Genomic DNA, 26,841 nt, shown 5'->3' on the forward strand with positions numbered 1-26,841 from the left:
ACACCAATGCTGTGTTCACTGAAGATCCACTGTGGGAGCGAGCTTGCTCGCGAAGAGGCCAGTCCTGACCGCAGCTTATTCCTTGACGCTCATGTATTCCTTCGCCCACAGAATGTAATCCTCAGGCTGGGTGTAGGTGTGCGTCAGCTCGGTGGCGCTCAGGTCCGAGGCCTGGGTGAAGATCTGGCGTTGTTCGCGCAGGCTGTCGTAGGTCGCCTTGATCGCGGCGAAGTAGGCGCCGTGGCCGTCGATGGTCACGCGCACCCCGAGTTCGGCCAGGCGCTTGTCGTCGCGCAGCGCCGGGTTGCCGTAGGTCACCAGCATCAGCGGGACCGTCAGGTGTTCGGCGATTTGCTCGAGCTGATCGAAGTCCTGCACCCCGACCATGCAGATGCCGTCGGCACCGGCGGCCTGATACTGCTTGGTGCGGCTGATGATTTCCTGATTCGGCAGAATCCCGGCATTGGTGCGGGCGATGATTGCCATTTCCGAATCGACCCGGGCTTCCAGCGCCGCGCGGATCTTGCCGACGCCTTCGGCGACCGAGATCAGGTCGGTGGACTTACGGCCGAATTGCGCCGGCAGCAGGGTGTCTTCGATGGTCAGGGCGGCGACGCCGGCGCGTTCCAGTTCGACGATGGTGCGCATCACGTTGAGGGCGTTGCCGTAACCGTGGTCGGCGTCGGCGATCACTGGCAACTGGGCAACGCGGCCGATGCGGGTGGCCTGTTCGGCGAATTCGCTGAGGGTGATCAGGGCAAAGTCGGGGGCGCCCAGCACCTGCAGCGAGGCCACGGAGCCGCCGAGGATCCCCACTTCAAAACCCAGGTCTGCGGCAATGCGCGCGGACATCGGGTCGAACACCGAGGCGGTGTGGTAGCAGGTGTCGGAAGCCAGCAATTGACGGAAGTTACGGCGCAAATCTTGATGGGAAAGCCTGGTCATACGAGTTCCACCAATACAAAGGAATGGAACGGCTTGAGCAAAGGTGTCAACGCCGAAGAATGAAAAGGCTATCACGCGAATGGGTCAAGGTTCATGACGAATTTGCGAGTGAGGCGTTGATGAAGGATCCAGCGGCTGAAAGGTTTCATCGGCAGTCAGCGGATTTTCACTGGCTAAACCGCAGATCAGGCCGCTACCGCCTGTTGCTGTTGCCTGGGCAGCAGCACGGCGCGCACCGAATTGCCCGGTTGCAGTTGCAGGCGCTTGGCGGTGAGGCGATCGACCACCAGGGTATTGCCGACCAGACGACCGGGGGCCACGGTGATGCGGCAGTTCTCCAGGCGCCGGTTGTGGATCAGCCACAACGGTGCCTGATCGTCCGGCGTGCCGAGACTCAGGGTCAGCGCCAGGCTGTCGCGCACGGTACGAATGTTGCCGATCGGTGCTTCGATCACCGGGCCACCGTCGAAGATGTCGATGTAGCCCTTATGCACAAATCCTTCTTCGCGCAGGATCTTCAGCGCGGGCTCGGTATTGGGATGCGCCTGGCCGATGGCCGCCTGTGCCTGTTCGGTGAGCATGCAGGTGTACAACGGCTGGCGCGGCATCAGTTCGGCGATGAACGACTTGTTGCCCAGACCCGATAAGTGGTCAGCATGGCTGAAGTCCATCTGGAAGAAATGCCGGCCCAGACTGTCCCAGAACGGCGAGCAGCCGAGTTCATCGGCACTGCCGCGCAGTTCGGCGATCATCTTCTCGCCAAACAGTTGCGGAAACTCGGCTACGAACAGGAGCCGCCCGAGCGACAGCAGCCGGCCATTGTTGCCATGGCGTTGCTCATGCTGAAGGAACAGAGAACACAGTTCCGACTGGCCGGTCAGCTCGTTATTGAGAAACAGTGTGGGGATCTGCCGCGAAATGCCCAGATCCGGTGCCGAACTCACGGTCAGGCCGACTCGGTAGTTGTACCAAGGCTCGCGCAGGCCTACCGCGCCGGTCAGGGCGCTGACGCCGACCACCCGCAGGTCGTCATCTTCAAGCACGAACAGATAATCGGCGTCGGCCCGTTCCACTTGTCCGGAAAACGCGCGCTGGGCCCAACGCACCCGGTGGGCGAGGCGATCCTCATTGGCCGGGAGGGTGGTGAACCCCGGGCCGGCCTGTTGCACCAGAGTCATCAGTGCTGGCAGGTCGCTGACTTTGACCGGACGGACGATCATGCGGTAACTCCTTGTACGCGCCGGTTCGGGCACTGTCGTTGGGTATGCAACCGGGCGCGGTTCACAGGGCGGTCAGCCTGATCGTGCAGCCATCGGTGACCTTCAGCGCCGCGCACAGGGCCGGCGTCAGCGACAGCGGTTGATCGGGCTGGTAATCCAATTCGGCGACGATGGCCCGGAAACCGTGCAGCGCGTCGTTGCTCAACAGGTAACGGCCACGGGCGTCGATCTGCGCCTGCTCGCGCACGCTGGCGGTCTGGCTACGGGCGATCGATCGGATGTTCGCGGTGCGCGCATACAGGGTCGGACCGGCGTCGAACAGATCGATGTAGCTGTTGGTTTCAAAGCCTTCGCGTTCGAGGATGTCGAAGGCTTCCTGACCGTCCGGGTGAATCCGGCCGATGCACTCCTGTGCTGCCGGAGGCAGCATCGGTACGTAAATCGGGTATTGCGGCATCAGTTCGGCGAGAAACGTGCGGCTTTGCAGACCGCACAGGCGCTCGGCCTCGACGTAGGGCAGGTCGAAGAAGTGCTTGCCCAGTGCGTCCCAGAACGGCGAATGACCGTTCTCATCGCTATAGCCGACGATCTCGGTGATCACCGCATCGGCGAAACGTTGTGCGTGAGCGGCGATGAACAGCAGCCGTGCCCGCGACAGCAATTCGGAAAAGGCGCTGCGCACCAGTGCGTTGTCGATGTGAAACCCGCGCAATAGCGTGTGTCCACTGAGGTCGTGACACAGTGACAACGCCGGCACCCCGTGCTCGATGTTCAGTTCCCGCGAAGCACTGGTGAAGTGGCGATTGCGCAAGCTGTAGAACGGTTCGTTGAAACCGGCCGTGGCGAGGATCTCCGAGCAACCGACCAGCCGTTGAGTGTCGAGGTCTTCCAGCACGAAGAAGTAGTTCTCCGGGCCTTGCGCCTGAATGTCGTTGTCGAACGAGGCACAGGAGCCGGCGATTTTTTCGCGCAGGCGTTCGACGTCGTCAGGCAGCGACGTGACGCCGACCAGGCTGTCGCGGGCCAGCTGCTGCAATTGCGGCAGGTCGGTTGTCTCGACTGGGCGTAAGACCAGCATGGATGCACTCCTGTATCAAAGGGTCCGGTGATCCCACCGAACCTGACTATCACTGTCGGTTGCCACGCTTTAAAGCGGCGGTCGCCTGATTTGATGTCAGACGCCGCTCTTTTTCTTGTCAGCCATTGCTCGGGTCAGGCAGCGCTGTGCTGGCGCCGAGCTTGTTCAGGAAGAACAGGTACACCAGACCCAGCGCAATCCAGATCAGGCCGAGTTTCTGCGCATCGACGCCCATGTTGTACATGATGGCGGCGACGATGATGAAGCCGATCACCGGACAGATCAGATGGCGTACGACCTGACCGGACTTCTGCCGACGCCAGTAGTAGTTGATCACTGTCAGGTGCAGCAGCATGAAACCGCTGAGGGCACCGAAGTTGACCAGCGAAGTCAGGGTGTCGACCGAATTGATGAACAGGTAGCAAATCACCAGCGACAGCACTGCCACCAGATAAATGCTCAGGTACGGGGTGTTGTGCTTCGGGTGCACCTTGGCCAGGACTTTTGGCAACTTGCCATCGCGGGCCATGCCGAACAGCAGGCGCGACACTGCCGCTTGCGAGGTGATCGCCACCGCGACGCCCCAGGCCAGCGCCGTGGCGACACCGGTCAGGGTGGCCAGCCAGCTGCCAGCGGCGATTTCGGCGATTTCATAGAACGCGGTGTCGGCGGACTTGAAGCCCATGCCGGCGGCCAGATCGGTGGCGATCCAGGTCTGTACGACGAAAATCACGCCCATCACCACCAGCGTGATCAACGCTGCGCGGCCGACGCTGCGGCCCGGATCGCCTTTGATTTCTTCGGCGAGGGTCGAGATCGCATCGAAGCCAAGGAACGACAGCACGGCAATCGACACCGCTTGCATCAGCAGGGCGAAATTGAACGTTTCCGGGTGATACAGCGGCGCCAGGGTCAGCTCGCCGTTGCCGCCGCCATTGTGCAGGGCGTTCCAGGCGTAGAACAGGAAAATCCCCAGCACCACCAGCTGTGCCAGCAGGAAGATGATGTTCATCCGTGCGGTAAAGGTGATGCCGCGCAGGTTGACGAAGGTTGCACTGACCAGAAACGCCAGAATGAAGCCGACCTTCGGAATGTCCGGGTACAGATGGTTCAGGGCCATCGCCGCGTAGACGTACAGCAGCGGTGGAATCAGCAGGTAGTCGAGCAGCATCAGCCAGCCGGCGATGAAGCCGACGTGTTGATTGAGGCCGCGTTGCGCGTAGGAATACACCGAACCGGCGACCGGAAACGCCTTGGCCATGCTGCCGTAGCTCAGCGCGGTGAACAGCATCGCGACCATGCCGATGATGTAGGCCAGCGGCACCATCCCGGGCGCCTCGGCATTCACGTAGCCATACACGCCGAAGGGGGCGATGGGGATCATGAAGATCATCCCGTACACCACCAGGTCGGTCAGTGTCAGGCTACGTTTCAACTCCTGTTTGTAGCCGAACTCTTCTATTTCCATGAAGCGCAACTCCTTGTCAGCCTATCCAGCGTTTTTAGTTGTTATGTCGATCCATCGTTACAGCGTCAGCAGTCTTGCAGCATTCTTTACAGCAGCGGCGCCAGGCGCTCGGCCCACAACGATACCGCTTCGGGGCTGCGCAGCAGATCGTTGCGCACTTCGATCAACACCGATTCCAGCCCCCGGGCATCGCCATGCACCGGCACGGTCATGTCGCCCAGCGGATCAACCCGGTACGGCTGGTTGCCCGCGACGTTCAGCGGGTGCTGGCCGAGGCCATCGATCACCCGTTGCGCATAGGCGCCGGCCTGACCGAACAGCACGCCGACTTCCAGTGAGCGCGGCTGGCCGTAATACACCGGGGTAAAACTGTGAATCCCCACTACCCGTACTGCTTGGCCTTGTGCAACGCGCTGGTCGATCAGGGTCTGAAGCCGGGCGTGAAACGGTTTGAACAGGGTCTGGCGCCGGTATTCGCGCGTGGCTTCGTCCAGCTCGCGGTTACCGGGCACCTGATAAATCTCGCTCTGCCCCGGAATGCTGTCGGGGGCATGCCGGGGCCGATTGAGGTCGATCAGCAGCCGTGAATAGTTGGCGCTCAACAGTGTCGCGCCGAGTGTCTCCGAGAGCTTTTCGGCCAGTTGCAATGCGCCGATGTCCCAGGCGATGTGCTCGCGCGCGGCTGCATCGTCCAGGCCCAGATTGTTCAGGGCCTCGGGGATGTAGCGGCTGGCGTGCTCGCACACGAGGATCAACGGATGCGATGAATCTTCGCGGCTCAGGTTGTAGACCGGGCGGGTGTACAACCCCAGCTCGGCGGATTCAGTACAGGCGTGCATAGTGCTCACACAGGTCAGCGGGCGAGAGCTGTTCCGTCAGCGCCAGTTCCTCGGTTTTAAGGGCGTGGTACGTGTCGAGCAACGGCTTGGGCAGCCATTGATTGAAGGCTGCACTGTCACGCAGGCAATCCAGCGCCTGGGCCAGCGAGGCGGGCAGGGCCACAATGCCCCGGGCCTTGCGTTGCTCGTCGTTGAGTGAATCGGGAATTTCATCGGTGATCGCGTTCAGCGCCAGACGCTGTTCGATGCCCAGCCGGCCGGCAATCAGCAGCGCGGCCATTGCCAGATGCGGCGAGGCGGTGGCGTCCATGGCGCGGAATTCCAGGTTGTACTGCGCCGCCACGGATTTGCCGCCCAGGCTCACGGTCGGACAAATGCGCAGCGCCGCTTCACGGTTCTGCTGCCCCAGACACGCATAGGACGCGCTCCAGTGGTGTGGCTGCAAACGCTCGTACGACACCGGTGTCGGCGCGGTGAACGCACACAGCGCCGGCAGGTAATGCAGGATCCCTGCGGCCCAATGCTGGCCGAGGGTCGACAGACCGTTGCTGGTGCCGGCGTCGTAGAGCAGTGGCAGACCTTGCAGGTCGAGCAGGCTGATGTGCAGGTGCACGCCGTTGCACACCGCGTCAGCCTTGGTTTTCGGCGCGAAACTGACGTCGACGCCCATTTGTCGGGCGATTTCGCGGGTGATCTCGCGCACGTTGACCGCACGATCCGCCGCCGCCACGCCGAGGGTCGGCCGGCAGGTGATTTCGTATTGGTGCTTGCCGTATTCGGGCAGGAACATTTCCGGCTCAACGCCACCCGCGCGCAGCGCGCTGAGCAGCCAGCCGCCGAACTCGGCCCCCTGCCGCTGGGCTTCAAGGGAAAACGCCAGATGCTCGGCAAAACCGGCATGCAGGTTGAATTCGTGTTCGAACGCCGCGTTGACCTGCAAACCGAGGTCGTCGCGATAGCGCTCGATTTCATCGCGCAACAACGTGCGCGGGCAAGCGCTCCACGGCCGGCCATCGGTCTCGCGGATGTCGCCATGGATGAAGTCCAGCGCCGGTGCTGCGGCGTCCGGGCCATTACCGACCGTCACGCGACTGGCCAGATCGGGAATCAACCGCAAATCACCATAAGCGCCCCATGGGTTGGTCGAGGCGATGATGTCCTGAGGCGTCAGTGCGCTGTTGGCTGGCACCCAGCCGCACCCGGCCGCTTGATAATGTTCCAGCTGATCGGTGGGAAACGAGCGGCCACGGGTGATGCCGATCAGGTCGGTGGTGACGATGGTGGTCATCGGCAACGGCGTCAGGCGCTCACTCATGGACGCATCTCCTGCAAGCGGCCGAGCACGGTTTGTGTGTCAGTGATCCAGCAGTAACCCTTGATCGCGTTCAGGCAGGCGTCATGCCGCGCCGGGGTGTAGGTGGCGCAGGCGTCTTCGACCAGCGTCACCAGATAGCCACGGTCGGCGGCATCGCGCACGGCCATGTCGACGCACTGGTCGGTGACGATGCCGGCAATGATCAGGTGGCGGGTTTCGAGGTTACGCAGGACGTAATCGATGTTGGTCGAGTTGAACACCCCGGACGAGGTTTTCGGCAACACGATTTCGTTTTCCACCGGGGTCAGGTCGTCGATGATCCGCGCCTGGGTGCTGCCCTTGGGCAAGTGCATGTCCGACAGTTTGTGATCCAGCGAGCGGTCGCGACCGTCGACGGTCAAGCTTTCGATAATCGTGTGCAGCACATTCTGCCGCGCTTCGCGAAAGGCACTGAGCAAGCGGCGCTGGTTGGGCACCACCTGCATGTGCGCGCGGGTCAGGAAATACTCGGCATCCGGGCCGTTCAGGTGCGGGTCGAACTGCGGTTCGAGCCAGGCACGCTGCATGTCCACCAGCAACAGAGCGGTGTGACCGGTGACGAACGGCAAATCCCGCGGCGAGCGGTGGGGAAGACTGAACATCCTTATTTATCCTCCAGCAGGTGGGTGTTGAAGTCGTTGCGCAGGGCGTCGATGCCTTCCAGGCGATCGGCCAGATCGGGGCTGCGCAGGGTCAGGCAGGCAATCAGCGCCTCGACCTGGGCCAGCGCCGGCACCATGGTGTCGAACGGCGAGGCCGATTCCACCGGAGCACTGATGATCAGGTCAGCCAGTTCACGCAGTGGCGAGGCATAGATGTCGGTGAACAGCACCACCCGCGCGTTGTTGTTCTTCGCCGCCGAGGCCACCCGCAGGGCCTGGGACTGGTAGCGGCGGTAGTCGAACAGCAGCACCACGTCCTGGCGTTGCAGATCGAACAGGCGGTCGGGCAGTTGCGCGTTGTCTTCCAGCGCAAAGCAGCCGGGTCGCAGCAGGCGCAAGTGGTTGAGCAGGTAGTTGGCCATCAGGCTGCTGAAGCGCCCGCCGAAGCAGTAGATCTGGTGCCGGGTATCGAGCAGCCAGTCGAGCAGAATGCGCACGTCTTCGGGTTGCGTCAGAACCTGGGTTTCCACCAGCAGGCGTTGGCTGTCAGCCAGATAATGGCCCCAGGCATCGTCTTTATTGAGGTGCGAGCGTGGCTGCAACAGGGTGCGCGGCGAACGCAGGCGGTGGTCCATGTCGCTGAGCAGGGCGTCCTGAAACTCGGCATAACCGCCAAATCCGAGCTTCTTCACCAGCCGCACGATGGTCGGATCGCTGACGCCGGCGTGTTCGGCCAGACGCGCCATCGGACCCAGGCCGTTGCGTGGATACTGGTCGAGCAGGGCGCGAATCACTTTGCGCTCCGACGGCGTCAGTTCCAGGCCGGGGTCGGTGATCAAGTCTCTGAGAGGGGGCATCCGGGCTCCTGCTGGATGAAGGGGGGGGTGTTGAATTCGTTTCACAATCCGTTAAAACAGTATTTATGTAACTCAGGTTACATGTCTAGTGAATTTTTAGCGTTGGCGATTCGACGTTTAAATAAGCTCACAACCCTGAGTAACAAGGGCTACACCTGAGTCTGTGCCTCTTGTAGTCCATTGCCTCCAAGCGTGTCAGACATTGCCGCTTTTTCTACTTCAGAGTACTGGGCTGGAGGTTCACGAGATCCCCTGAAGCGACCGGGTTACGGCACAATTGCCACAAGACCGGCGATTTACCGCCGATTCAGCTGATGTTCATCGAGTGAAATCCTGTGCAGTCCACCCGTTTGACTTTGATTTGCCACGCGCGAACCGTCGCACAGAAATTGTCGCGCTTTCCTACGAACGAGCCTGTTGAAAATTCGCCATTCGCGATCGGCGCGTTGGCCGCGAAGTTCGCCAGCGCCAGTCGTTTGTTGTGCGGGCCGGAATTGCGTACGCGCCAGACTGCCGAGTGGTTCGGTGCGGCGCCGCAAGTGGACGAAGCGCTGCGCGATTGCGATTTGGGGCGCTGGCACGGGCAAGCGATCAAGGATCTGCAAGTGCGCGAGGCCGAGGCCTTGCAGGCGTGGATCAATGATCCGCAGGCGGCACCGCATGGTGGCGAGTCGGTAATGCAGTTGAGCGAACGCGTGGCGGCATGGCTGACCAGTCTGCAAGGCGTATCGGGGCACATCGTCGCCGTCACCCATCCGTTTGTGGTGCGTGCGGCACTGATGCAGGTGTTACAGGGCGCGGCGTTCAACGCCATTGATGTTGAACCGTTGTCCATGGTTGAACTGCGGTTCAACGGCATCTGGCGGCTACGCTTGGCGAGTATCGATCTTGCGGGAGCACTGTGATGAAACGACTGCTAGTGATTGGCATCGGCGCCGGAAATCCCGACTACATCACCATGCAGGCGGTAAAGGCGCTGAATCAGGTCGACGTGTTCTTTCTGATGGACAAAGGCCCGAGCAAGGACAAACTGATCGATCTGCGGCGCGACATCTGTGCGCGCTACATCACCGACCCTGGGTATCGCTTCGTCGAAGCCCACAGCCCGGAGCGCGAGCGCGGCGAAGTGGACTACACCCGCGCGGTCGATGATCTGAATCGCGCCAAGCAAGAAACCTTCGAACAACTGATCAATGAAGAATTGGCTGACGAGCAGTGCGGCGGATTCCTCGTGTGGGGCGACCCGGCGTTGTACGACAGCACGATTCGTATCCTGCAGGCGATTCTGGTGTCAGGTCGCTGTGCTTTCGAGTTTGAAGTGATCCCCGGGATAACCAGCGTTCAGGCGTTGGCGGCGCAGCATAAGGTGCCGTTGAACAGCATTGGCCGGTCAATCGAAATCACCACTGGCCGGCGTCTGGCGGCGGGGCAGGTGAGTGACACGGATAGCCTGGTGGTGATGCTCGATGCGGAAAATTCCTACCACCATGTGGCGGATCAGCAGACAGAGATTTACTGGGGCGCCTACCTGGGCACGCCGGATGAGATTCTGATCAGCGGCAAGCTCAAAGATGTGGCAGACGAGATCGAGCGCACGCGCAAAGCGGCGCGGGCCGAGCATGGGTGGATCATGGATACCTATCTGTTGCGCAAGCCTTGATTTGTAGGCTGTCGGTGCAGGCCTCATCGCGGGCAAGCCCGGCTCCCACAGGTTTCTGAGTTGAAATAAGGTGGTGTGTACGACGCAAAACCTGTGGGAGCTGGCTTGCCAGCGATGGCGTCCGGAAATTCACCTCAGGAAATGGCCTTGACCCCACGCCCAAACCGCTCCCGATACACCGACGGCGGCACCCCGACCACGCTGCGAAACGCCACGCGAAAACTTTCCACCGAGCGATAACCGCAGCGCTGGGCGATCTGCTCGGTGTTGTACACGCTGCTCTCCAGTAACTCCCGCGCCCGAGCCAGTCGCTCGTGTTGCAGCCACGCTTTGGGCGATTGCCCGCTGGCCTCGGTGAAACGGCGCAGAAAGGTGCGCTCGCTCATCGCCGCTTCGCTGGCCAGATCGCGCACTTCCAGCGGTTGGTGCAAGCGCTCGCGGGCCCACTGCATCACCCGCGACAAGTCGTTGCGCGGCGTCGCGCTGACCGGCGTCGGGATGAACTGTGCCTGACCGCCAGTGCGTTGCGGCGACATCACCAGACGCCGGGCCACTGAATTGGCGACCTGGGTGCCGAAGTCCCGTGCCAGCAGATGCAGGCAGGCATCGATCCCGGCGGCGCTGCCCGCCGAGGTGATCAACTGTCCGGAGTCGACGTAAAGCACATCCGGATTGACCGCGATCGCCGGGTAGCGTCGCGCCAGTTCATCGGTGTAGCGCCAGTGGGTGGTCGCACCGTGGCCGTCGAGCAAGCCACTGGCGGCCAGCACAAACACCCCTGAGCAAATTGACAGCAACCGCGCACCCTGGGCGTGGGCCTGTCGCAAGGCGTCAATCAGCGCCGGCGGCACCGGGGCCTCGCGGTCGCGCCAACCGGGAATGATGATGGTGCGCGCCTGCGCCAGCAGCTCCAGGCCGCCGTCGGCCAATACGTGAATCCCGCCCATGGCGCGCATCGGCCCTTGATCGACGGCGACGATGCGGTGCTCGTACCACGGGAAATCGAACTCCGGCCGGGGCAGGCCGAAAATCTCCACGGCAATGCCGAACTCGAAGGTACAGAGGCCATCGTAGGCCAGAATCGCGACCAATCCAGGTGAGTCAGGCATTTGGCGGAAAATTCCCGGTGAGTGTCTTGCGCGCCACTGTAGCGCCAAGTGCCGGCCCGATAAAGTCTGCTCACACCCCAACAGATGAAGGAGCCACACAACATGACCAGCCTGGTTCGCGAAATTCCTGCCGCACCGTCGGCCATTGCCCTGATGCATTTCAGCAACCGTCTGACGTTTGAAACCGATTGTTCTGACGTGTACAGCAGCCAGGAGGCCGGTGAAGTCGATTTTGTCCTGGTCGATGTGCGCGGGCCTTTGGCGTTCGAGCGCGGTCACGTGCCGGGCGCGATCAACATTCCGACCCGCTTGCTGACCGCCGAAGGCCTGGCGGAGTATTCGACGAGCACGTTGTTCGTGGTCTATTGCGCCGGCCCGCACTGCAACGGCGCCAACAAGGCTGCGGTGAAACTGGCGGCGTTGGGTTACCCGGTCAAGGAGATGATTGGCGGCGTGACCGGCTGGCTGGATGAGGGTTTTTCGCTGAGTGTCGAACAGCCTGCCCGAGTTGTCATTGCCTGCGAATGCTGACAGTTTTTTCAGCCATTTCCTGAGCAGAATCGGAGTTTGTCCTACAGCCTTTGCACCATGTCGGCGCACCGTTGATCCCGGTCAATTCGTGCGCCGATTTTCTGTAAGTATTTGTCGCCTAAACACAATTTGCCCTGTGCGCGCCGCCATAGACTGCCGGCCACGTCGGTTTTTGCTGCTCAATGGCCATGACCGAACGCCAATCGAAAGCTGCCAATAAAAGCCTCCGCACACAGGAGTAATAAATGAAGAAGCTAGTGATGTTCGGTGCCCTGGCACTGTCGATGTTGTCCCTGACCGCAGTGGCCGAAGACGCCAAACCGATTCGTCTGGGGATCGAAGCCGCTTACCCGCCATTCTCGATGAAAACCGCTGATGGCAAACTCACCGGGTTCGACGTCGATATCGGCGATGCCCTGTGCAAACAGATGGATGTCAAATGCGTGTGGGTCGAGCAGGAATTCGACGGCCTGATCCCGGCACTCAAAGTGAAGAAGATCGACGCAATCCTGTCCTCGATGACCATTACGGATGACCGCAAGAAAAACGTCGATTTCACCATCAAGTACTACCACACCCCGGCGCGCTTCGTGATGAAGGAAGGCTCCGGTGTCAAAGACCCGCTGACCGAGCTCAAGGGCAAGAAAGTCGGCGTGCTGCGCGCCAGTACTCACGACCGCTATGCCACCGACATGGCCAAGGACGCCGGGTTTGAAGTGGTGCGCTACGGCTCGCAACAGGAAGCCAACCTCGACATGAAATCCGGTCGTCTCGACGCGATGCTCGCCGACTCGGTCAACCTCAGCGACGGTTTCCTGAAGACCGACGCCGGCAAAGGCTTCGAATTCGTCGGCCCGACCTACGAAGACGCCAAGTACTTCGGCGGCGGCGCGGGCATCGCGGTGCGCAAGGGCGATACCGAGCTGGCCGAGAAATTCAACAAGGCCATCACCGAAATCCGCGCCAATGGCGAGTACAAGAAAGTCCAGGACAAGTACTTCGACTTTGACGTGTACGGCCATTAATACGCTGTAGAAAAAAGTGGTCCCGTTTGCGCGGTGGCCACTTTTTTTATGCTCTCTTTCTGAGACAAAGATCCCCTGTGGGAGCGAGCAAGCCCGCTCCCACAGGGGATTTTCGCCGATTCAATTTTCAGGAGTTACCCATGCAACGCATCGACCATGTCCTGCCCTGGAGCCATCTGGGCAGCGAACGTTCCCTCAGCGTCTTCCGTTACGGCGCGGGCAGCCGCAAGGTGTACATCCAGGCCAGCCTGCACGCCGACGAACTGCCGGGGATGCGCACCGCGTGGGAACTCAAGCAACGCCTCAATGCTCTGGAACAGCAGGGCCGTCTGCAAGGCGTGATCGAGCTGGTACCGGTGGCCAACCCGATTGGCCTCGACCAGCATCTGCAAGGCAGCCACATGGGGCGCTTCGAGTTGGGCAGCGGGAAGAATTTCAACCGCGCGTTTGTTGAACTCAGTGCGCCGGTGGCGGCGCGAATCGGTGAGCAACTGGGCAGCGACGCCGAGGCCAACATCGCGCTGATCCGCCAGACCATGGGCCAGGTGCTCGATGAGTTGCCAGCTCCGGCCTCGCAACTGGAAGCGCTGCACCGCTTGCTGCTGCGCCATGCCTGCGACGCCGACATCACCCTCGATCTGCATTGCGATTTCGACGCGGCGATTCACATTTACGCATTGCCGCAACACTGGCCGCGCTGGCAATCGCTGGCGGCGCGACTGAAGGCCGGCGTGGCCTTGTTGTGCGAAGACTCCGGTGGCAGTTCGTTCGATGAGTCGTGCTCATCGCCGTGGCTGCGTCTGGCCCGAGCGTTTCCGAGTGCGGCGATTCCTCCGGCGAACCTCGCCACCACCCTTGAACTGGGCAGCATGGGCGACACGCGGGTCGATCAGGCGCAGGCCAATTGTGAAGCGATTCTCGGCTTTCTCGCCGAGCAGGGTTTCATTAGCGGCGAATGGCCGGCGGCGCCGAGCGAATGCTGCGAAGGCATGCCGTTCGAAGGCACCGAATACCTGTTCGCGCCGCACCATGGCGTGGTCAGTTTCCTGCGCAATGCCGGGGAGTGGGTCGAGCAGGGGGATGCGCTGTTCGAAGTGGTGGATCCGTTGAATGACCGGCTGACCACCGTCCGCGCCGGCACCAGCGGCGTGCTGTTTGCGATTGATCGCGGGCGCTACACCCAGCCGGGGATCTGGCAGGCCAAGGTGGCGGGGCGTGAGCCGATTCGGGTGGGCAAGCTGATCAACGACTGACAGATCTTCGGTGTTTCTGCTGGCCTCATCGCTGACAAGCCAGCTCCCACAGGTTTTGTGAGCACCACCGCTCACTGTGGGAGCTGGCTTGCCAGCGATGGCGGCATCCGCGACACCACACCTTTCAGACAATGTTAGGCTGCCTCCGAACCCGACACTCCGCGAAGGAAGGCTCTATGTTGAAGGCGTTTGCCCTGTTAACCCTGCTGGCGTCCAGCGCCGTCCACGCGCAAACCACGCTGCAAAGCGATTTGCCACTGAAATACATCGAACAGGTTCACCCGGACGCGAACACTCGGCCGCTGGTGATTTTTCTGCACGGTTACGGCAGTAACGAAGCCGATCTGATCGGTATGAAGTTTCAGCTGCCGGCGCAGTACAACTACCTTTCGGTGCAGGCGCCGCTGGCGTTGGGCGAAGGGCGTTTCCAGTGGTTTCGCAAAAAAGGCGAAGGCGCCTACAACGGTGAGACCGATGATCTGAAGGCCAGCGGTCAGAAACTGCGGGAGTTTGTCGCCCAGGCGGCGAAGAAATATCACGCCAGCCCGGACAAGGTGTACCTGATCGGCTTCAGCCAGGGCGCGATGATGACGTACGAGGTGGGCTTGCGTCCGCCCGTGGCGGTCGGTGGCATCGCGGCGTTGAGCGGACGGCTGTTGCCGGTATTGAAAACCGAGCTCCAGGCGCAGCAACAACCGTTGCCGCTGAAGATCTTCATCGGCCATGGCACTGCCGATGATCGGGTGCCATACCGCGACGGCACCGAAGCCAATGCGCTGCTGCAAAAACTTGCCTACAAACCCGAGTTTCACGCTTATCCCGGTGTCGGCCACAGCATCAGTTCTGCCGAGCTGCGGGACTTGAATGCTTGGCTGCAGCAACTCAATCCGTAAGGATCACTTGTCCTTGAGGATGGTTTTCACCAGCGCATCGTGACCGCTCTTGTCGCTGGCCCGGGAAATCACCTGAACCAGCGCCATGCGCTTGCCGGAGGCGGCGAGCAGGGTGGTATTGAGGGTCTGGCCGCCGCCCTGAGTGGCGGTGCTGTCGACCTGACGCACCCCGAGGCCGCTGCTTTTCTGGGTCAGGCTTTTTTCACTGAGCTTATTGAAATCCGGCAGAGCCTTGCGTTGATCATCAATGAAACTCGCCAGGCTGCCATCGAGAAATTCGTTGTCGTTGTCCTTGACGCTGGCGCCGCCGGCGATCTGGTTTTCCGCGGCGATGACCACGGTCTTGGTCGCCTGATTGGTGTACATCGTGCCCTTGGCACCGGTTGGCCCGGCCGGCAGCGGGTCGGCGGTGAAGCCTTTGGGCAGGACGAAGGTGAACTTGCCGTCGAGCATCGACACGTTGTTGGTCGAGGCCTTTTCCTTGGGCTTGGCTGCCTGGGCGTTGAGGGCGCCGAGGCCGGCGACCGCCGCCAGCAACAGGACGACGGCTTTCTTGCTGAGCAATGACATGTGAATCTCCGAGGGATGGTCGCGCCAGGGCGGCGATGATCCCACGGAGCATGCCTGGCATTCCAGCGCGGTTTGTCAGGCGTTTGCGTCAGCCTTGAGGTTGTGGGCTTTTGGCGGGAGTCGGTCGGGCCAGCAACTTGCGGGTGACCCCGAGCATCGCCACCGACACCGCGACACCGGCGATGAATCCGCTGAGGCCGAGACTCGGCAGAGTCAGCGCCGTCACCAGGCAAAATGCCGAGAACGAGTACATGCCGGTCGCCGTCGCCCGCAGCAATGCCGCGGTAAACGCTGGGCCACGAGTCTGCTGAGAGAATACCGCCATCACACTGCCGAGCACCGGGAACACCGCGAGCAAGCCGCTCCAGCGCTCGCCCACGGTACTCGCAAGCATGGTCACCAGCAGCGTCAGCGCCGCGCCGGCAATCATCCGCCAGAGCAGTTTGTCCGACTTCGGCGCCGGGCCGTTCAGCACCGGCTGCACGTCGGGAAACAGGTACGGCGCGGCGAGCAGGGCAATCGCCGCCGCAGCGACCGAGAACGTCAGTGACGACGGAATCAACGACAACACCAGCGCCAGTACCGCCCACACCGACAGTGACGCCGTCAGCGCCAACGGCCAGTTCGCCCGCTGCGCCACCTGCGCGTAGGTGATGCAGAAGGCGATCATGGCGAACATCGCTGACAGCGCCGCCACCGCCGATTGCGCGGCAAACTGCGGCCCCTGTTCGATGGCGAGGAAAAACAGAATCGGCCCGACCACCACCGGCAGCCCCGACAGCCACCCGGCCACGCTCGGTCCCCAGCGCTTGCCGGCGAGAGAAATCAGCAGCAGAAAAGCGGGGATCAGCAGTAATTTGAGGATCAGCACGCGGGAGGCCTCCGGGGATGGAACGGCCAAGGTAACCGATTGCTGCATTGATCGACAATTTTTGTATACAAAGTCTGCGAGTGATATCCGCTATGCTCTGAAGATCAGGTTTTAACGGAGTCGATGCCGCGATGAGCAAACCATCGAAGTTGCTGCGTGGGTGCTGTGGCATCGGCTTGTGGGCGTTGTTGCTGACGCCGACCTGGGCCAATTGGCAGGACGCCGTGCCCGGCGCGCAAATCATCGGCACCGGTGATTTCAGTGTGTTCGGCTTTGACGTCTACAACGCCCGGTTGTGGAGCGCGGCACGCCCGTTGTCCACCGAGCAGCCCTTCGCTCTGGAGCTGATCTATCGGCGCAAGATCTCCCGTGACGATCTGGTGCAGGCCAGTGTCGATGAAATCAAACGGCTGGCAGGCTCGGGCGTCAGTCCCGCGCAACTGGCCAGGTGGCAAGGGCAAATGCAGCAATCGTTCGTCGATGTGCAGGCCGGCACGCGGATTACGGGCGTGTATCTGCCGGGGCAGGGCGCGCGGTTTTTTGTCGGTCAGCAGTTGCAGCATGAAATCGATGATCCGCAATTTGCCCGGGCGTTTTTCGATATCTGGCTGGATCCGCGTACGCGCAATCCCGAACTGCGTGAGCAACTGTTGGGCATGAGCCGATAGAGTTTTTGTTCTTCAAGGCGCTGACTGAAACCTCTAAGCTGCGTCTTTCGAACTTGTTTCTGGATGTGTGCGTGAAATTCAGCTTACCCAAAATAGCCACCGCGCCGTTCTGCCCGCCGGAAGTGGCCGGCAGCGTCGCGGTGGATCCGAGCGCTTCGTTCTTCAAACGCGTGTTGCGTTTTGCCGGGCCTGGCTTGCTGGTGTCGATCGGCTACATGGACCCGGGCAACTGGGCGACCGCGATCGAGGCCGGTTCGCGTTTTGGTTACAGCCTGCTGTTCGTGGTGTTGCTCGCAAGTCTGGCGGGAATGGTCGTGCAGTGCCTGTGCTCGCGTTTGGGCATCGCCACCGGTCGCGATCTGGCGCAATTGTCCCGCGAGCGCTACAGCACCCCGACTGCTCGCCTGCAATGGGTGCTGGCGGAAATCTCGATCATCGCCACCGATCTGGCCGAAGTGCTCGGCTGTGCCTTGGCCTTCCATTTATTGCTGGGTTGTTCGCTGACCTTCGGCATTGCCCTGACCGCCTTCGACACGCTGCTGGTGCTGGCCTTGCAGAACCGTGGCTTCCGTCGGCTAGAGGCGATCATGCTGGTGCTGGTGGCGACCATCGGCGTGTGTTTCTTCGTTGAACTGGTGCTGATCAAACCCTACTGGCCGGATGTGTTCGCCGGTTTCAAACCGTCGCTCTCGGCGATCAGCGATGCCGCACCGCTGTATCTGGCGATCGGTATTCTCGGCGCGACGGTGATGCCGCATAACCTCTACCTGCACACTTCGATCGTGCAGACGCGGATGATCGGCAAGGACCTGGCCAGCAAGCAGGACGCGGTCAACCTGGCGCGCATCGACACCATCGGTTCGCTGGCCCTGGCGCTGCTGGTCAACGCGGCGATCCTGATTCTGGCGGCGGCTGCGTTTCACCAGTCCGGGCATACCGACGTGGTCGACATTCAGGACGCCTACCACCTGCTCGACCCGCTGGTCGGTGGCGCGCTGGCCAGTGTGCTGTTCGGCGTGGCGTTGCTGGCGTCGGGGCAGAGCTCGACGTTCACCGGGACCATCGCCGGACAGGTGATCATGGAGGGTTATCTGAACCTGCGGATTCCCTGCTGGCAGCGGCGGTTGATCACTCGCGGACTGGCACTGATCCCGGCGTTCATCGGCGTGTGGCTCATGGGCGATAACGCGGTGGGCAAATTGCTGGTGCTGAGTCAGGTGGTGTTGAGCCTGCAGCTGCCGTTTGCGCTGTACCCGCTGATTCGCATGACCAGCGACAAGCAACTGATGGGGCCGTTTGTGAACCGGCTGCCGACCCGGGTGCTGGCGTGGGGCTTGTTTGCGGTGATCAGTGGGGCGAATGCCTGGTTGATTCTGCAGATGGTGGTGTGATTTTCAAAGCACCCTGTGGCGAGGGGATTTATCCCCGATCCAGTGCGAAGCGCTGGCAAAGATGTGTGTCGAGGCAATAAAAACTGGGGCTGCTGCGCATCCCATCGGGGATAAATCCCCTCGCCACAAAAGCGATGAAACCAGGCAGCGAGCGGATGTCGTGGATCCGTCCGCCGCCTGTATTGCTCCTTTGGGTTAAGCGCGTTCCAGCGCCAGCGCCACACCCTGACCGCCGCCGATGCACAGGGTCGCCAGACCTTTCTTCGCATCACGCTTGATCATTTCGTGCAGCAGCGTCACCAGCACGCGGCAGCCCGACGCACCGATCGGGTGACCGAGGGCGATGGCGCCGCCGTTGACGTTGACCTTGTCCAGATCCCATTGCAGATCCTTGGCCACTGCCAGCGATTGTGCAGCGAAGGCTTCGTTGGCCTCGATCAGGTCCAGTTGGCCGATGTTCCAGCCCGCCTTGTCCAGGCAGCGACGGGTGGCCGAGACCGGGCCGATGCCCATGATCGCCGGGTCCACACCCGCATTGGCATATGCGGCGATTTTTGCCAGCACCGGCAGGCCCAGGGCCTTGGCCTTTTCGGCGCTCATCAGGATGACTGCAGCGGCGCCATCGTTCAGCGACGAAGCATTACCGGCGGTGACACTGCCGTCCTTCTTGAATGCCGGACGCAGTTTCGCCAGCGATTCGGCGGTGGTGTCGCCACGCGGTTGCTCATCAACCTTGAACGCCACCGGGTCACCTTTGCGCTGCGGGATCAGGATCGGGGTGATCTCATCGACAAAGCGTCCGGCTTCAATGGCCGCAGCGGCTTTGCGTTGCGAGGCAGCGGCGAAGGCGTCCTGCTGTTCGCGGCTGATCTCATATTGATCGACCAGATTCTCGGCAGTGATGCCCATGTGGTAATCGTTGAACGCATCCCACAGGCCATCGCTGATCATGGTGTCGACGATTTGCGCATGACCCATGCGCAGACCGGTGCGTGCGCCCGGCATCACGTAGTTGGACAGGCTCATGTTCTCCTGACCACCGGCGATGATCACCTCGGCGTCGCCGCAACGGATCGCTTGCGCGCCCAGGTGCAGGGCTTTCAGGCCCGAGCCGCAGACCTTGTTCAGGGTCATGGCCGGCACGGCGTGGGGCAGGCCGGCCTTGATCGCCGCCTGACGCGCCGGGTTCTGGCCGGCGCCGGCCGTCAGCACCTGGCCCATGATCACTTCATCGACCTGCGCACCGTCCAGACCGGTCTGTTCGAGCAACTGGCGAATCACCGCAGCGCCCAGATCCACGGCGGACACGCTGGCCAGCGAACCCTGGAAACTGCCGATCGCGGTGCGGGTGGCGGCAACAATTACGACTTCTTGCATTTTCGAATTCCTCACTGGGCAGCGAACTGCATTTCCGGTACGTGATCCGGGACGATCAGTTTACCAGCGGTTTTGGCGACGATTTCCTCGACGCTGACGCCAGGTGCGCGTTCCTTGAGGACAAAAGCGCCATTTTCGATTTCCAGGTAGGCGAGGTCGGTCAGCACGCGCTTGATGCAGCCGGCGCCGGTCAGCGGCAGGCTGCACTTGGCCAACAGTTTGGACTCACCGTCCTTGGAGGCGTGGGTCATGATCACGATGATGTTGTCGGCACCGGCCACCAGATCCATCGCGCCGCCCATGCCCTTGACCAGTTTGCCGGGAATCATCCACGAGGCGATGTTGCCTTCGACGTCGACTTCGAACGCGCCCAGCACGGTCAGGTCGACATGCCCGCCGCGGATCATCGCGAAGGATTCGGCGGAGTTGAAAATCGATGCGCCGATGCGCGCGGTCACGGTCTGTTTGCCGGCGTTGATCATGTCGGCATCGATGGTGTCTTCCGTCGGAAACGGGCCCATGCCGAGCAGGCCGTTTTCCGATTGCAGCATGACTTCCATGCCGTCGGGAATGTAGTTGGCGACCAGGGTCGGAATGCCGATGCCGAGGTTCACGTAGTAGCCGTCCTGCATTTCGCGGGCGACGCGCTGAGCCATTTGTTCGCGGGTAAGTGCCATGTTTTTATTCTCCGTCAGCCTGGATTATTTGCGGATGGTGCGCTGTTCGATGCGCTTTTCGAACGTGCCGCAAATGACCCGGTCGACGTAGATGCCGGGGGTGTGGATCTGCGACGGATCCAGCTCGCCGGGCTCGACGATTTCTTCGACTTCGACCACGGTGATCTTGCCGGCGGTGGCCGCCAGCGGGTTGAAGTTCTGCGCGGTGTGACGGTAGACGACGTTACCGAAATGGTCGGCTTTCCAGCCTTTGACGATGGCGAAGTCGCCGGTGATGGACTCTTCCATCAGGTACTTGCGCCCTTTGAATTCACGCACTTCCTTGCCTTCGGCGACCGGGGTGCCGACGCCGGTGGCGGTGAAGAAGGCCGGGATGCCGGCGCCGCCTGCACGCATTTTCTCGGCGAGGGTGCCTTGCGGGGTCAGGATGACTTCGATGTCGCCCTTGAGCAATTGCTCTTCGAACAGTTTGTTTTCGCCGACGTAAGAGGCGATCACCTTGCTGATCTGGCGGTCGGTCAACAGTACACCGAGACCGAAACCGTCGACGCCGCAGTTGTTGGAGACCACAGTGAGGTCGCGCGTGCCCTTGCGTTTGATCTCGGCGATCAGGTTTTCCGGGATGCCGCACAGGCCGAAGCCGCCGGCGATCACGGTCATGCCGTCTTCAAGACCGGCCAGAGCTTCCTCGTAGGAACTCACGCGCTTGTCGAAACCTGCCATATGCACCTCTTTTATTGTTTGTCGGGCGGCTGGCTAGCCGAATGACTGGAGTGTCTCGCTGGAGAATATATTTGTTAAGTTGATTTTTAAGGTTGATTGATTGATAAAGTTAAACAATTGGCTGATTGCAGATACGGAAGCATAGCGCTCATGACCATCAAACAGATCCGTGCTTTCCTCGCTGTGGCTCAGAGCCTGAGCTTCGCCGTGGCCTGCGAGCGTCTGCACTTGTCGCAATCGGCCCTGAGCCTGACCATCAAGGCGCTGGAAGAGGGGCTGGGCGGGCGGTTGTTCAGTCGCAACACGCGCAATGTGGCGCTGACCGCCGAGGGCGAATCGCTGCTGCCGCTGGCCCGGCGTCTGATTGCCGACTGGGACAACGCCGAAGACGAAATGCGTCAGCGCTTCAGCCTGCAACGCGGGCGGGTGACGCTGGCGGCGATGCCGTCGTTTGCCGGCAACCTGCTGCCGCCGATCCTCAAGACCTTTCGCGCGCGCTATCCGAACGTCAATGTCACGGTCAACGACGTGATCAACGAGCAAGTGCTGGAAATGGTTCGCGACCGCCACGTTGAGCTGGGTGTCGCGTTCGAACCGATGCAGAACACCTCCCTGACCTTCACTCCGTTGTACATCGACCGCTTTGTCGCCGTGGTGCCACAGGATTCAGCGCTGGCCGGGCTTGGCGAAATCGACTGGCAGACCTTGCTGCAGGAACCGTTCATCACCCTGCAACGGCCGTCGACAGTGCGGGTGATGCTCGAAGAACACTTGCAGGCCCGGGGTCTGAAGCTGCCGGTGGAATTCGAAAGTCATCAACTGGCAACGGTCGGGCGCATGGTTGCCAGCGGGCTGGGAGTCAGTGCGGTGCCAGCGTTGTGCGCCGAGCAGATGCTGGAGCTGGGCGCGCATTGCCTGACCTTGAATGATTCAGTGGAGCGGGCGATTGGTGTGCTCACGGAGCCGGGCAATGAGCTGTCGGCAGCGGCGCAGGCACTGTTCGATATTCTCAAAGCCGAACATTGATCCTGTGGGAGCGGGCTTGCTCGCGAAGGCGGGGTATCAGTCGAGGAAAGTCTTGGCTGAAAGGACGCTTTCGCGAGCAGGCTAGCTCCTACAGGGGAATCATCGGTTCAGGTGGTCAGGCGTTGCACCAGCAACGGCAGCAGCTGTTCGCATGACGCCTCGATCTTCAGATCCAGCAGATCATCGGCGCGGGTCTTGCCCAGATTGATCGCCAGCAACGGCTTGCCCCGATCAGCAATCACCCGGCACAGACGAAACGCCGAATACGCCATCAGCGACGAACCCACCACCAGCAATCCCGCAGCATTCTCTGCCGCCGCCATGGCTCGCGCCGCTGTCGGTTGCGCTACGTTCTCGCCGAAAAACACCACGTCCGGCTTCATCCGTTCACCGGCGCAATACGGGCATTGTGGCGTCTGAAAACGTGCTTCGAAGGCCGGATCGAGCAGGGTATCGCCGTCCGGCGCCTGCACCGCATCGACCCCGGCCAGATAGGGATTCTGCTCGACCATCCGCTGCTGAATGTCGTCACGCGCGCTGCGCTGGCCGCAATCCAGGCACAACACACGGTGCAGGCTGCCATGCAGTTCGATCACGTCCTGACTGCCAGCCTGATCGTGCAGGGTGTCGACGTTCTGCGTGATCAAGGCGCTGATTCGCCCCTGGCGCTGCAACTCGGCCAGTGCTGTATGCGCCGCATTGGGCCGCGCCTGGCGCACCCGTGGCCAACCGAGCATGGCCCGTGCCCAATAGCGACGACGGGATTCCGGAGCGGCGAGAAATTCCTGATACATCATCGGCTGCCGGCCACGGCGCACACCTTCGCTGTCGCGGTAATCAGGGATGCCCGACGGCGTGCTGATACCGGCGCCTGTCAGCACCAGGAAATCGCCATCGGCCATGGCCTGGTGCAGGATGTCGAGGTGTTCGCGGGTCGGGCTGTCGAGCATGGTCAGCACTCCGGGGAGGACGATGCCCGCAGGTTAGCATTAACCGTGTGGCGAGAGAGCTTGCTCCCGCTGGACTGCACAGCAGGCCTGTTTTTCGGCTTGCTTTGCAATCCGACGGGAGCAAGCTCCGTCGCCACCGGTGATAGCGGTGATTTATTTGCGCGCCTCCAGTATCAGATTGAACGGCGTCTGCGTCGCCCGGCGGAAATGCTTGAACCCGGCCTCGGTAAACACCTTGCGCAAGCGCACTTCACCGGCCTGCGCACCCAGCCCCAGGCCAACTTCCTGGGACAGCGAATTCGGCGTGCAGATAAAGGTCGAGGCCGCGTAAAACAGGCGTCCGACCGGGTTGATGTTGTCGTCCAGCGCATCATTGGCAAACGGCTCGACCAGCAGCACCGTGCCGTCCTTCTTCAATGATTTGAATGCATGCCGGGCCGCGCCGACCGGGTCGCCCATGTCGTGCAGACAGTCGAAGTAGCAGATCAGGTCATAGTCGTCGCCGGGGTAGTTTTTGGCGTTGTTCTGGAAGAACTTCGCCCGGCTGCTGACCCCTCCTTCTTCGGCGCGCTGGGTGGCGACGGTGATCGACGGCGCGTGATAATCGAAACCGACGAAGCGCGAGTTGGGATACGCCTGGGCCATGATCACCGTCGAGGCGCCGTGGCCGCAGCCGATGTCGGCGACTTTGGCGCCTTTTTCGAGTTTGGCGACCACGCCGTCCAGCGCCGGCAGCCATTCAGCGATCAAGTGACCTTTGTAGCCGGGGCGAAAGAAGCGTTCGGTGCCGCTGAACATGCACGGATGGTGATCGCCCCAGGGCAGGGCGCCATTGCCGCGCATGGCTTTGACCAGTTTGTCCTTGTCGTGGAAAAACGAGGCCACCACACCAAGTCCGCCGGCGACGTACACCGGCGAGTCTTCCACGGCCAGTGCCAGCGCCTGCTCTTCCGGCAACCGAAACTGGCCATCGTGATGCTCCATATAGCCGGACGCGACATGCGCGCTGAGCCATTCGCGTACCAGACGCGGGTTGCAGGTGGTTTTTTCGGCGAGGGCTTGCGGGGTGACCGGTTGACTGTCGGCCATCGCTCGGTACAGCCCGAGTTCTTCGCCAACGATGACGTTCGCCAGCATCGCGGCGCCGCCCATGTCGTTGACCAGTTTGCCCATGAAGGCGTTGAGTCGTGTTTCGTCCATCACGAGTGCTCCTGATACAGGATCACCGTCCGGTGGCAAAACGTTGTCGAGGCATGGGCCGCTGGGCGGTGGTCACAGAAGTGGGCAGGGCACAGCTGACGTCGTCCTGCAATCCCCCTCGACTGGGTAATGAATCAGTCTAGCCGGGCTGGGGCAAGATGCAGTGTTTGTGCCCCGTGCAAATTTCAATGTGGGAGCGGCGGTACGAAGATTTGACTTGCTCGCGAAAGCGGTGTGTCAGTCGATGCATCAGGGGCTGACACACCGCTTTCGCGAGCAAGCCCGCTCCCACAGGAGATTTGTGTGGGGATCAGCGCAGGGGCAATTTCAACTCCGCGCACAGGCCTCCGCCCTCGCGGTTGCTCAGGGTCAGTGATCCGCCGAGGGCCATGGCCAGTTGCTGGGCGATGGCCAGGCCCAGGCCGGTGCCGCCGGTGCTGCGGTTGCGCGAGTTTTCCACCCGGTAGAACGGCTGCATGACCTGTTGCAACTCGGCTTCGGCAATGCCTGGCCCGCGATCGAGGATTTTGATGCAAAGACCGTCGTCGATATCGACCTGCAACTGCGCGGCACCGGCGAATTTCAGTGCGTTGTCGGTCAGGTTCACCAGCACCCGGCGCAGGGCCTGGGGACGGGTATCGATCACCGCCGCGCTCTTGCCGCTCAGCTGCACGTCCTGGCCCATGTCCTGATAGTCGAACACCAGGCTGTCGAGGAACGAGTCGAGATCGGTGCGCCGGCTTTCCTCGGTCGAGCCGTGGATGCTGCGAGCGTACGCCACGCCTTCGCGCACCAGATGCTCCATCTCGCCGAGGTCGTTCCACAGTTTGTCTTTCTCGACCGAGTCGTCCATGAACTCTGCGCGCAATTTCATGCGGGTGATCGGGGTTTGCAGGTCATGGGAAATCGCCGCCAGCAGTTGCATGCGCTCCTTCAGATACGCAGCGATCCGCGCCTGCATCGCGTTGAAGGCCCGTGCGGCGTAGGCCACTTCGGTCGGGCCGTGTTCGTCGAGCATCACCGGGTGCGCGTTGGGGTCGAGGGATTCCACGGCATTGGCGAGGCGGGCGAGGGGGCGTATGGCAATGCGCACCGCCAGCCAGGTGCAGGCGATCAGCAGCGCCAGTTGCCCGAGCAATACCCCCGGCAGCCACGGCGACAGCGGCGGCATGGCCGGACGCACATCGATGGTCAACGGGCTGCCGTCGCTGAGGCGCAAATGGGCCTGGAAGTGTTTTTTCTCTGCGGAAAATCGGCTGAAGGACAGCGGATGGGCGCCGCCGATCGCACCGCTGATCGAGGTCGCGGCCACCGGTACCTCCTCGGCGTCGAGCGGGGCGCCGGGATCGCCGTCGTTCAACCGATAATCGTAGTTGGTGCGAGCCAGTCGTGGCAGCCAGGCGGGGCGTTCCTGCGCGGGCAGGCGGTCGAGGATGGCAACCGACGTCGAAACGTCGTTTTGCATATTGCTGAGCATGGTGCTTCTGGCGCTTTGGAAACGCTCGTAATACTGCGCGCCAAACGACAGGGCCTGGGCCAGGATCAGCCCGATCAGAAAGATCAGCGACAACCGCGAAGCCAGGGTGCGTGGCCAATGCAGCTTGAGGCTCATGCCGAGGCCCCGAGGATTTCCACCGGTAGCGAAAAAACATAACCCTCGCTGCGCACGGTTTTGATGTAGGCCGGCTCACGCGCATCATCAAGCAGGCGCTGGCGCAAACGGCTGACCAGCAGATCAATCGAGCGATCAAACAGATCGGCTTCGCGGCCCTGGGTCAGGTTGAGTAACTGATCACGGCTGAGCACCCGTTGTGGATGATCGAGGAACACCCGCAGCAAACGGTATTCGGCACCACTGAGGGCGACCAGTGTGCCGTCATTGTCCAGCAGATGCCGGGCCGAGGTGTCCAGTTGCCAACGGCCGAAGGCCAGCAGGCGACCGCTTTCGGTGACCACCAGATTCGGCGGCAGCATGCGCGTGCGCCGCAGCACCGCGTTGATCCGCGCCAGCAGTTCGCGGGCGGCGAACGGCTTGGTCAGGTAATCGTCGGCGCCCATTTCCAGGCCGATGATGCGGTCGGTTTCATCGTTGCGCGCCGTGAGCATCAGCACCGGCGTGGCCTTGTGCTTGCCCACGCGCAATTCGCGGCACAGCTGCAGGCCATCGTCGCCGGGCATCATGATGTCGAGCACAATCAGGTCGACGGTGTTGGCTTCGAGAAAACTGCGCATCTGCCGACCATCGGCGACCACGGTGGTGCGCAGTCCGTTCTTCTTCAGGTAATTGCCGACCAGCTCGCGGATCTCGCGGTCGTCGTCGACGATGAGAATGTGATCGACATGTTCCATCGGTGCAGAACCTCTATCAAAGGGCAATGCCATGCAGTCTATCGAGCCTGCGCCGGCTTGCCTGCCCGGGTTTGTATTGCAGTGTATCTGGCGTAATGGCGGATACACACACATGCAAAAACGCGATTTTTTCAGGGTTTTGTATCGCTGTGTATCTCCGGGCGGTGGGGATACACAGTGATTGATAGCGGCCGTTTCCTGACAC

General features: G+C 61.7%; 27 protein-coding genes. 9 read left to right on the top strand and 18 right to left on the bottom strand.

Translation table 11 applies throughout. The annotated features are described in order from the left end of the window. Positions 1 to 75 precede the first annotated feature (75 nt). From QRN61_RS24420 to QRN61_RS24455, 8 genes are all read right to left on the bottom strand, one after another. On the bottom strand, positions 76 to 945 hold the full coding sequence (locus tag QRN61_RS24420) for an oxaloacetate decarboxylase (RefSeq protein WP_007968750.1): 870 nt from the start codon (positions 943 to 945) through the stop codon (positions 76 to 78). Between the two features lie 185 nt (positions 946 to 1,130). Continuing rightward, entirely contained in the window at positions 1,131 to 2,165 is a 1,035-nt protein-coding gene (gene astA / locus QRN61_RS24425) for an arginine N-succinyltransferase (RefSeq protein WP_027611635.1), read from the bottom strand. Positions 2,166 to 2,226: 61 nt separating this feature from the next. Then, positions 2,227 to 3,243 (bottom strand): arginine N-succinyltransferase, encoded by a 1,017-nt coding sequence (locus tag QRN61_RS24430; protein ID WP_285375877.1) that lies wholly within the window; start codon positions 3,241 to 3,243, stop codon positions 2,227 to 2,229. 118 nt (positions 3,244 to 3,361) lie between these two features. Then, positions 3,362 to 4,711 carry an APC family permease gene (locus tag QRN61_RS24435; protein ID WP_027611637.1) on the bottom strand — a complete coding sequence of 450 codons (1,350 nt, stop codon included), beginning with the start codon at positions 4,709 to 4,711 and terminating at the stop codon, positions 3,362 to 3,364. Positions 4,712 to 4,797: 86 nt separating this feature from the next. Beyond that, positions 4,798 to 5,550 carry an N-formylglutamate amidohydrolase gene (locus QRN61_RS24440; protein ID WP_096796506.1) on the bottom strand — a complete coding sequence of 251 codons (753 nt, stop codon included), beginning with the start codon at positions 5,548 to 5,550 and terminating at the stop codon, positions 4,798 to 4,800. Continuing rightward, entirely contained in the window at positions 5,534 to 6,865 is a 1,332-nt protein-coding gene (locus QRN61_RS24445) for a type I glutamate--ammonia ligase (RefSeq protein ID WP_096796505.1), read from the bottom strand. Before QRN61_RS24445 ends, QRN61_RS24440 begins: the two co-directional genes overlap by 17 nt. Continuing rightward, the gene (locus QRN61_RS24450; RefSeq protein ID WP_285375879.1) at positions 6,862 to 7,506 is read right to left on the bottom strand and encodes a cysteine hydrolase family protein; all 645 of its coding nucleotides are present in this window, start codon (positions 7,504 to 7,506) and stop codon (positions 6,862 to 6,864) included. The genes QRN61_RS24445 and QRN61_RS24450 overlap by 4 nt, the downstream gene beginning before the upstream one ends. A 2-nt stretch (positions 7,507 to 7,508) precedes the next feature. Then, on the bottom strand, positions 7,509 to 8,363 hold the full coding sequence (locus QRN61_RS24455; RefSeq protein WP_027611641.1) for a MurR/RpiR family transcriptional regulator: 855 nt from the start codon (positions 8,361 to 8,363) through the stop codon (positions 7,509 to 7,511). A 446-nt stretch (positions 8,364 to 8,809) separates the two neighbouring features. On the opposite strand from QRN61_RS24455, the gene QRN61_RS24460 reads away from it, so the two are divergent. Beyond that, entirely contained in the window at positions 8,810 to 9,268 is a 459-nt protein-coding gene (locus tag QRN61_RS24460; RefSeq protein ID WP_346651438.1) for a histidine phosphatase family protein, read from the top strand. Beyond that, positions 9,268 to 10,023, top strand: a complete 756-nt coding sequence (cobF, locus tag QRN61_RS24465; protein ID WP_285375880.1) for a precorrin-6A synthase (deacetylating) — start codon at positions 9,268 to 9,270, stop codon at positions 10,021 to 10,023. Before QRN61_RS24460 ends, cobF begins: the two co-directional genes overlap by 1 nt. 134 nt (positions 10,024 to 10,157) lie before the next feature. On the opposite strand, the gene ftrA is transcribed toward cobF, so the two are convergent. Continuing rightward, positions 10,158 to 11,132 carry a transcriptional regulator FtrA gene (gene ftrA, locus QRN61_RS24470; RefSeq protein ID WP_285375881.1) on the bottom strand — a complete coding sequence of 325 codons (975 nt, stop codon included), beginning with the start codon at positions 11,130 to 11,132 and terminating at the stop codon, positions 10,158 to 10,160. A 102-nt stretch (positions 11,133 to 11,234) separates the two neighbouring features. On the opposite strand from ftrA, the gene QRN61_RS24475 reads away from it, so the two are divergent. The 4 genes from QRN61_RS24475 (at position 11,235) to QRN61_RS24490 (ending at position 14,834) form a co-directional block, all read left to right on the top strand. Next, positions 11,235 to 11,663 carry a rhodanese-like domain-containing protein gene (locus QRN61_RS24475; protein WP_103367682.1) on the top strand — a complete coding sequence of 143 codons (429 nt, stop codon included), beginning with the start codon at positions 11,235 to 11,237 and terminating at the stop codon, positions 11,661 to 11,663. Positions 11,664 to 11,908: 245 nt separating this feature from the next. Then, entirely contained in the window at positions 11,909 to 12,688 is a 780-nt protein-coding gene (gene aotJ / locus QRN61_RS24480) for an L-arginine-binding protein AotJ (RefSeq protein WP_003226194.1), read from the top strand. Between the two features lie 140 nt (positions 12,689 to 12,828). Continuing rightward, positions 12,829 to 13,941, top strand: coding sequence for a M14 family metallopeptidase (locus QRN61_RS24485; protein ID WP_115989444.1), 1,113 nt, complete (start codon positions 12,829 to 12,831; stop codon positions 13,939 to 13,941). Between the two features lie 176 nt (positions 13,942 to 14,117). Further along, entirely contained in the window at positions 14,118 to 14,834 is a 717-nt protein-coding gene (locus QRN61_RS24490; RefSeq protein WP_225135552.1) for an alpha/beta hydrolase, read from the top strand. 3 nt (positions 14,835 to 14,837) lie between these two features. Here QRN61_RS24490 and QRN61_RS24495 read toward each other — a convergent pair whose 3' ends face one another. Further along, entirely contained in the window at positions 14,838 to 15,404 is a 567-nt protein-coding gene (locus QRN61_RS24495) for a DcrB/PsbP domain-containing protein (protein WP_086792572.1), read from the bottom strand. A gap of 88 nt (positions 15,405 to 15,492) precedes the next feature. Then, complete coding sequence (locus tag QRN61_RS24500) at positions 15,493 to 16,275, bottom strand: hypothetical protein (protein ID WP_285375882.1); 783 nt, start codon at positions 16,273 to 16,275, stop codon at positions 15,493 to 15,495. 131 nt (positions 16,276 to 16,406) lie between these two features. Here QRN61_RS24500 and QRN61_RS24505 point away from each other — a divergent pair, with 131 nt between their 5' ends. Both QRN61_RS24505 and QRN61_RS24510 read left to right on the top strand, forming a co-directional pair. Continuing rightward, complete coding sequence (locus QRN61_RS24505; RefSeq protein ID WP_096796498.1) at positions 16,407 to 16,943, top strand: chalcone isomerase family protein; 537 nt, start codon at positions 16,407 to 16,409, stop codon at positions 16,941 to 16,943. A gap of 71 nt (positions 16,944 to 17,014) precedes the next feature. After that, positions 17,015 to 18,334 carry an Nramp family divalent metal transporter gene (locus tag QRN61_RS24510; RefSeq protein WP_027611651.1) on the top strand — a complete coding sequence of 440 codons (1,320 nt, stop codon included), beginning with the start codon at positions 17,015 to 17,017 and terminating at the stop codon, positions 18,332 to 18,334. Between the two features lie 195 nt (positions 18,335 to 18,529). Here QRN61_RS24510 and QRN61_RS24515 read toward each other — a convergent pair whose 3' ends face one another. From QRN61_RS24515 to QRN61_RS24525, 3 genes are read right to left on the bottom strand one after another with little or no spacing between them, the layout of a single operon-like run. Next, entirely contained in the window at positions 18,530 to 19,711 is a 1,182-nt protein-coding gene (locus QRN61_RS24515) for an acetyl-CoA C-acetyltransferase (RefSeq protein ID WP_285375883.1), read from the bottom strand. An 11-nt stretch (positions 19,712 to 19,722) separates the two neighbouring features. Further along, positions 19,723 to 20,388, bottom strand: coding sequence for a CoA transferase subunit B (locus QRN61_RS24520; protein ID WP_096796497.1), 666 nt, complete (start codon positions 20,386 to 20,388; stop codon positions 19,723 to 19,725). 24 nt (positions 20,389 to 20,412) lie between these two features. Beyond that, positions 20,413 to 21,111 carry a CoA transferase subunit A gene (locus tag QRN61_RS24525; RefSeq protein WP_007919568.1) on the bottom strand — a complete coding sequence of 233 codons (699 nt, stop codon included), beginning with the start codon at positions 21,109 to 21,111 and terminating at the stop codon, positions 20,413 to 20,415. Positions 21,112 to 21,261: 150 nt separating this feature from the next. Here QRN61_RS24525 and QRN61_RS24530 point away from each other — a divergent pair, with 150 nt between their 5' ends. Further along, complete coding sequence (locus QRN61_RS24530) at positions 21,262 to 22,137, top strand: LysR family transcriptional regulator (RefSeq protein ID WP_097088825.1); 876 nt, start codon at positions 21,262 to 21,264, stop codon at positions 22,135 to 22,137. A gap of 107 nt (positions 22,138 to 22,244) precedes the next feature. On the opposite strand, the gene QRN61_RS24535 is transcribed toward QRN61_RS24530, so the two are convergent. From QRN61_RS24535 to QRN61_RS24550, 4 genes are all read right to left on the bottom strand, one after another. Beyond that, positions 22,245 to 23,087 (bottom strand): NAD-dependent protein deacetylase, encoded by an 843-nt coding sequence (locus QRN61_RS24535; RefSeq protein WP_285375885.1) that lies wholly within the window; start codon positions 23,085 to 23,087, stop codon positions 22,245 to 22,247. Between the two features lie 153 nt (positions 23,088 to 23,240). After that, positions 23,241 to 24,287, bottom strand: coding sequence for a class I SAM-dependent methyltransferase (locus QRN61_RS24540; protein ID WP_096796494.1), 1,047 nt, complete (start codon positions 24,285 to 24,287; stop codon positions 23,241 to 23,243). A 310-nt stretch (positions 24,288 to 24,597) separates the two neighbouring features. Continuing rightward, complete coding sequence (locus QRN61_RS24545) at positions 24,598 to 25,899, bottom strand: ATP-binding protein (protein ID WP_096796493.1); 1,302 nt, start codon at positions 25,897 to 25,899, stop codon at positions 24,598 to 24,600. Next, positions 25,896 to 26,636 (bottom strand): response regulator, encoded by a 741-nt coding sequence (locus tag QRN61_RS24550; RefSeq protein ID WP_027611658.1) that lies wholly within the window; start codon positions 26,634 to 26,636, stop codon positions 25,896 to 25,898. The genes QRN61_RS24545 and QRN61_RS24550 overlap by 4 nt, the downstream gene beginning before the upstream one ends. Positions 26,637 to 26,841 lie beyond the last annotated feature (205 nt).

Origin of the sequence: Pseudomonas sp. lyk4-TYG-107 (assembly GCF_030209055.1) — a bacterium.
Taxonomy (GTDB): Bacteria; Pseudomonadota; Gammaproteobacteria; order Pseudomonadales; family Pseudomonadaceae; genus Aquipseudomonas; species Aquipseudomonas putida_A.